General features: G+C 27.4%; 5 protein-coding genes and 1 tRNA gene. All 6 read left to right on the top strand.

The features are described 5' to 3' along the window. Window positions 1-50: 50 nt before the first annotated feature. The 6 genes from ACQ3F0_RS25300 to ACQ3F0_RS25275 all read left to right on the top strand — a co-directional run bounded on the left by ACQ3F0_RS25300 (window position 51) and on the right by ACQ3F0_RS25275 (window position 6687). A tRNA-Ala gene (locus ACQ3F0_RS25300) sits at window positions 51-126 on the top strand. A 117-nt stretch (window positions 127-243) separates the two neighbouring features. Beyond that, a complete protein-coding gene (locus ACQ3F0_RS25295; protein ID WP_428868580.1) occupies window positions 244-738 on the top strand; it encodes an HD domain-containing protein in 495 nt (164 codons plus the stop codon). Window positions 739-758: 20 nt separating this feature from the next. Continuing rightward, window positions 759-1271, top strand: coding sequence for a transcription repressor NadR (locus tag ACQ3F0_RS25290; RefSeq protein WP_428868578.1), 513 nt, complete (start codon window positions 759-761; stop codon window positions 1269-1271). Window positions 1272-1292: 21 nt separating this feature from the next. Continuing rightward, window positions 1293-2465: a DUF362 domain-containing protein gene (locus tag ACQ3F0_RS25285; protein WP_428868577.1), complete on the top strand. Its 1173-nt coding sequence runs from the start codon at window positions 1293-1295 to the stop codon at window positions 2463-2465. 4 nt (window positions 2466-2469) lie between these two features. Further along, the gene (locus tag ACQ3F0_RS25280; protein WP_428868576.1) at window positions 2470-5205 is read left to right on the top strand and encodes a UPF0182 family protein; all 2736 of its coding nucleotides are present in this window, start codon (window positions 2470-2472) and stop codon (window positions 5203-5205) included. A 213-nt stretch (window positions 5206-5418) separates the two neighbouring features. After that, window positions 5419-6687: an FAD-dependent oxidoreductase gene (locus ACQ3F0_RS25275; RefSeq protein WP_428868574.1), complete on the top strand. Its 1269-nt coding sequence runs from the start codon at window positions 5419-5421 to the stop codon at window positions 6685-6687. Window positions 6688-6690: the final 3 nt, after the last annotated feature.

Genomic DNA, 6690 nt, shown 5'->3' with positions numbered 1-6690 from the left:
CTCATAACCGGTAGGTCCGGGGTTCGAGTCCCTGAAGGTCCACCATTTTTGGGGGTATAGCTCAGTTGGGAGAGCACCTGCCTTGCACGCAGGGGGTCAAGAGTTCGAATCTCTTTATCTCCACCAAGAAAAACAGCTTTTATAGCTGTTTTTTTGTTTTTTGTTATATTTGTTATAATTAAAATAAAAGGCTACAAACTCGGTTGAGTAACTTACTTTGTCTTTTATAACTAGGGTGATAATATGATATATAGAATAAAACAATTTATATGGGCATTAAGTGCTCATATAACACAAAGTGATGAAGAATTTTTGAAAGAGTATTTAAATAAAAATGAAATCAATCTTTTTAACAAAATGTCTATTATGGATAAGAAGCACTCTATAAATACGGCAAGAGATGTAAAAAAAATATGTATGAATAAACAAATTAATTCAATTATGTTGATTAGAGTAGCATTATTACATGATATAGGAAAATCAGAGTATAAATTAAATGTGATAGAAAAATCTATTGTAGTAATTTTAAATAAATTTTCAAAAGGAAAGATTAAAAAGTATTCAAATATTAAGTGTATAGATATATATTATAATCATGCTTCTATAGGATATGAAATGTTGAAACAGTTTAATTATAGTGAATTATTTTTATTTTTAATTAAAAATCATCATAATAGTGATATAATTAGTAATAAAGAAGAACTACAAATATTACAAAATTGTGATAATAAAAATTAGTTATATTTGGGAGGATATTAATGAATTCAAAAAATAGGAGATTAGAAATAGAAAAAAAATTAGTTCAATCTCCAGGTCCAATCAAAGGTCAAGATTTAGCCAAAATATTTAATGTTACCAGACAGGTAATAGTAAAAGATATTGCAATTTTAAGAGCTGCAGGTAAAGAAATAATTGCTACTCCTGATGGATATTTAATAAATACCGAAGAAAATAAAAATATTAAAAAAATAATTGCTACATCACACAATAAGGATGAAATAGAGAATGAATTGAAGTGTATAGTTAAGTATGGTGGTATAATTAATGATGTAATAGTAGAACATCCTGTATATGGTGAAATAAAAGCCAATTTGATGTTAAAGAACTATTTTGATATAGAAAATTTAGTTAATAGAATTGCATTGAATAATGCACAACCATTATCATCGCTAACTAAGGGAATTCATTTACATACTATAGAAGCAGAAAGTGAAGAGATTTTGGATAAAATATTAAATAAACTCGACAAAGAAGGATACTTAATAAAATAATTAGACTTGAGGAGAAAGCACATGGTTTCAAAAGAAAAAGTAGCTTTACTAAAATGTGAAAAATATGATGTTGATGAGATTGAATTACAAATTAGAAAAGGATTTGATTTGCTTGGAGGAGAAAAATTCTTAAGAAAATTAATACCCATTAACAGTAAAGTTCTGTTAAAGCCCAATTTATTAAATGTAGAAACAAAGGATTCAATAGTAGTAACAAATTATATTTTCTTTGAAGCAGTTATAAGAGTTTTAAAAGATTACTCAAATAATATTTTTTTTGGAGATTCACCAGGGTTTGGAGATTCTCAAAAAGCTGCTGAAAAATGCGGATTAATGGAGGTTGCAAATAAATATGATGTTAAATTTGATCCATTCAAGGAAAGTATAAAAGTTTCTTTATGTGATTCATTACTGTGTAAGTCGTGGAATGTAGCTAAAATTGCTTATGAAGCTGATGTAGTTATATCATTGCCTAAAATGAAAACACATGGTATGGCATATTTTACTGGAGCTGTAAAGAATCAATTTGGATGTATACCAGGTACACAGAAGGCTACATGGCACACTAGAATGCCTGATGCAAATAATTTTTGTAAAATGCTTTTAGACCTAAACACTGTTGTAAAAACTAATTTTGCAATTATGGATGGTATAATTGCAATGGAGGGAAATGGGCCTAAAAATGGTGATCCTAATAACATGAATACTATTTTAATGGGTGAAAGCTTAACAGCTGTTGATTCAACTGCTGTAAGGCTTATAGGTTATGATAATCCACTTGATACTCCTGTTTTGAAGGAAGCTTATGATAGTAGTTGGGGTAAAGTTTTACCTTCTGATATTGAAGTTTTTGGAGAAACAATTGAAAGTATGAAATCTAATAGTTTTAAGCTTTGTAGAAATGCAGGTAATTTTTATTTTATTAATCCAACTGTAACAAAATTTTTAAGAGGTATGATTGCACCAAATCCTCATTTAATTGAGGGTAAATGTATTAGTTGTGGTAGATGTAGAGAAGTATGTCCTGAAACTCCAAAAGTAATAGAAATGATGGATAGTAAGGGTAAGAGGTTACCTAAATGGGATATGAAAAGTTGTATAAGATGCTTTTGTTGTCAAGAACTATGTCCAACAGGAGCTATAGACATTAAATATACTACTTTAGGTAAAATACTAAAAATGGATAGAAGGTGATCTTTTGAAAAACAAGAAAAGGCCTATTTTGGCTATAGTTATGGGAATAATAATTTTAGGTTTTATTTTCATAAGAAGCATAATAGATTTTGTTATAAACATTAAATGGTTTAAAGAAGTTGGATATTTATCAGTTTATTTTACACAATTAACTGCTACTCTAAAGCTTATGATACCATTCTTTATTATTTGTTTTATTGGAATATGGTTGTACTATAAAGGTCTAAAAAAGAGTATTATAAAGTATAAAAAAGTAGTTGAAGTGGATCCTAAAAAGGATAAACTTGAAAGAAAAATATTTTTCACAGTGAATACAGTTGTGTCATTCTTAATTTCTTTTACTTTTTCGTCAAAATATTGGTATAGAATACTACAATTTACGAATTCAAAGGATTTTAATGTTAAAGACCCGCTTTTTGATTTTGATATTTCCTTTTTTATTTTTAAGTTACCACTTATTCAATCATTACATGGTGCTTTAATATCACTTTTGATATTCCTCATAATTGCAACATTTTTAGTTTATATACTTTTGAATACTAAAGATAATATGTTTGATTTAAAACATGGAGGAATGAAAGATATAAAATCATTTAAGAGTGATATAACACAATTTGCAGGAAAACAATTTGCTGCAGTTGCTGCACTATTTTTATTACTAATAAGCTTAGGATTTTTAATAAATGCTTGGAATCTTGTATATTCTTCTAGAGGAGTTGTATTTGGAGCTAGTTATACAGATACTAAAATTAGTTTAAAATTCTTTTATGGGATTGCTATAGCTTCATTTATTGGTTCACTTGTAGTTTTTGTAAGCATAATTAGGTCTAAAGTTAAACCTATTATTGCTACAATAGTTATAATTTTTGCTTTATCATTGTTAGAAGGGATAGTTTCTGGAGTAACTCAAAGTATAAGAGTTAAACCTAATGAAAACATGCTTGAAAGACCTTTTATTGAATATAATATGGAGTATACAAAAAAAGGGTTTAATATAGAAGATATCGACCAGCAAAGCTATTCTTTAGAGAATAATCTTAATAGTGAAACAATAAATAATAATTTAGCAACTATTGATAATATAAGAATTAATGCTGTTGATCAGTCGTTAGAATTCTATAATAGTGTCCAAAGTATGAAAAACTACTACAGTTTTAGTGATGTAGATATAGATAGATATATAATTGATGGGAAATATAATCAAGTCTTTATATCACCAAGAGAAATAAATTTACAAAAGCTTCAAGACAAGGCAGATACTTGGCAAAATAGACATCTTACTTATACTCATGGGTATGGAGTTGTTATGAGTAAAGTTAATTCAGTTACATATGATGGGAAACCTGACTTTGTAATGAAGGATATGCCACTTCAAAACACTACTAATATAAGTCTTGAAAATCCAAGAATTTATTTTGGAGAGACTGTCAGTGATTATGCTATTGTTAATAATGAATTAGGAGAATTAGATTATCCTAATAGTAAAGGAAATGAGGAAAAGTATTTTTATGATGGAAAAGCAGGTATACCAATGACATTTTTAAATAGGGTAATGTTTGCTATACAAAATGGAGATATGAATTTCTTATTGTCTGGAGCAATAAAGAATGATAGTAAAGTTATAATAAATAGAAATATAATAGATAGGTCAAAGAAAATAGCACCTTTCTTATTATATGATAATGATCCATACTTAGTTGTAAATAATGATAAGTTATATTGGGTAATTGATGCATATACTAGTTCAAATAGGTACCCATTCTCTGAACCAGTGAATAATATTAACTACATCAGGAATTCGGTTAAAGTAATTGTAGACGCTGTAGATGGAACTATTAATTTCTATATAGTTGATAAAAATGACCCAATTGCAGCATGTTATTCATCAATATTCCCAAAATTATTTAAAACTATGGATAAATTGCCAGAAGGTTTTAAAGAACACTTTAAATATCCTGAAGATTTATTTATTATGCAATGTAGAGTAATGGAAAGATACCATGTTGATGATACTGGTATATTCTACAGAGGAGAAGATATATGGGATATTTCAACAAATAAAAATGCAGTTGAAGGTCAAGATACAATTAATAAGCCTGCATATGTAACAATGAAACTACCAGGTGAAGAAAAAGAAGAAATGGTATTAATTGAGTACTTCAATCTCCATAGTAGAGAAAATATGATTGCTATGATGGGAGCTAGAATGGATGGAGATAATTATGGGAAATTAGCATTATATGTTTTTCCAACTTCAAAACAGGAAGTTATAAGTCCTAGTTTATTTAAATCTACAATTAATCAGCAACCTGAAATATCAAAAGAATTATCTCTATGGAATAAAGAAGGGTCTCAAGTTCAGTATGGAGATACTATGATAATTCCTATAGAAAATTCATTGTTGTATGTTCAACCATTATATCTTAGATCACAAGGTGAAAAGAGTATTCCTCAGATGAAGAAGGTTATAGTATCTTATGCAGGAAATATTATTATGGAAGATAATATTGAAAGCGCGCTTAGTAAATTATTTAATTATAGTACTGATGCAGAAAAAGATACTAGTGATAAAGAGGAAACAGACAAAGATGTTGAAATTTCAGAAGAAAATGTTGAATTATTGTTACAGGCAAATGACTTATATGATAAAGCTATAGAGGCTCAACAAAATGGAAATTGGGCTGAATATGGCCAATATATTGAAGAGTTAGGAAAACTATTAAAAGATATAACTGAATGATTTAAGTGAGGTTTAATGACCTCACTTTTTATTTTAAGGAACTTTATATTAAAATATATATTTAGTTTCAACCCAATTTTTGTTAGAATATATATGGATGTTAAATATAATAATTTGTTATATTTAAAAATATTTGAATATAATATTTTACATTATGATAAGATTGATGTATGATAAAACCGTATTTGATGTATTTAGGTATAGGAGGTAACTATGGATTATGATGTACTAATTCTTGGTGGCGGTGTAATTGGTTGCGCTACTGCTTATGAATTATCAAAATATAATTTGAATATTGCTCTTATTGAAAAAGAACATGATATAGCTAATGATATAGCTTTTGTTGATGTTTCGTTAGTATATAAAGGTATATTGAGTCATAGCGAAGAAATGGCTAACTTGCAAATAAAAGGTAATGATATTATTACTGAATTAGTTAATACGTTTGATATAGTATATAAAGAAAGTATTTTAGACATTATTAATATTGATAACTCAGGAAATAATAATATGAATAATAAAGCTTTAATTATATCTCCTTATGATTTAGCATTAGCATTTGGAGAAATAGCATATGATAATGGAGTTAATTTTAGGCTAGAAGAAAAATCAGTTAAAGTAGATAGAATAAATGATGGATTTAGAGTTACAACGAATAAAGCAAAATTTACTTGTAGAAAAATAATAAATACTACATCAAAAAATTATGAATATGAAAAAGAATTTTCAAATAATAAAATAAGCACAGGTCATATAAAATACTTATTAATGGAAAAAAGTTATAAAAAATATCGTGATAAAGCTGTAATAAAATTTATTGGAGATGAAATTCTCTATTTAATCCCATCTCCAGAAGGAAATTTAATTATAGGTTTAAAAAGTGTTAAAAATATTAGTTATGAAGATATGGTAGATAAAATTAGAATATGGGGAATAGATTTTAATGAAGATGATATTAAAGACTTTTTTCAGTATAATTATTTTGATGATGTTTTAAAAGGATATAATAATTTAGAACAAAACTATATAAAAGTTGTAGGGAAAAATTTTACAGAGGCTACGTTAGCACCTGCAATAGCAAATAAGATAGCGGAAAATATAAGACAAAATATTGGGTGTACAAAAAAATCTTACTTTAACGAAAGTAGAAGAGAAAGTTATAAGTTTAGGTTTTTATCGAATATTGAAAGAAATAAATTAATTCATATTGATAAAAAGTTTGGTAAAATAATCTGTACATGCAATCTTGTAACTGAAGCTGAAATTGTAGATGCAATCAGAAGACCTCTTGGCGCAAGAACAGTAGAGGCCATTATTAGGAGAACAGGAGCGGGTAATGGTCAATGTAGAGGTTGTGGGTGCTATAATAAAATTGTATCAATATTGGCTAGAGAAACAAATAAAAAAATGACTAGTATTGTTAAAAATACTAGTGAATCCAATGTTATACTGAATAGAATAAAGGAATTTGATAGTATTTAGAGA

The sequence above is a fragment of the Clostridium sediminicola genome (assembly GCF_050402865.1).
Lineage (GTDB): Bacteria > Bacillota > Clostridia > Clostridiales > Clostridiaceae > Clostridium_AF > Clostridium_AF sediminicola.
The sequence above is the reverse complement of the archived record's forward strand: the minus strand, read 5'-3'. Positions and strand labels throughout refer to the sequence as shown.

Coding starts and splice junctions, on each gene's coding strand:
- ACQ3F0_RS25295 (WP_428868580.1), top strand. CDS start 244: ATGATATATAGAATAAAACAATTTATATGGGCATTAAGTGCTCATATA.
- ACQ3F0_RS25290 (WP_428868578.1), top strand. CDS start 759: ATGAATTCAAAAAATAGGAGATTAGAAATAGAAAAAAAATTAGTTCAA.
- ACQ3F0_RS25285 (WP_428868577.1), top strand. CDS start 1,293: ATGGTTTCAAAAGAAAAAGTAGCTTTACTAAAATGTGAAAAATATGAT.
- ACQ3F0_RS25275 (WP_428868574.1), top strand. CDS start 5,419: ATGGATTATGATGTACTAATTCTTGGTGGCGGTGTAATTGGTTGCGCT.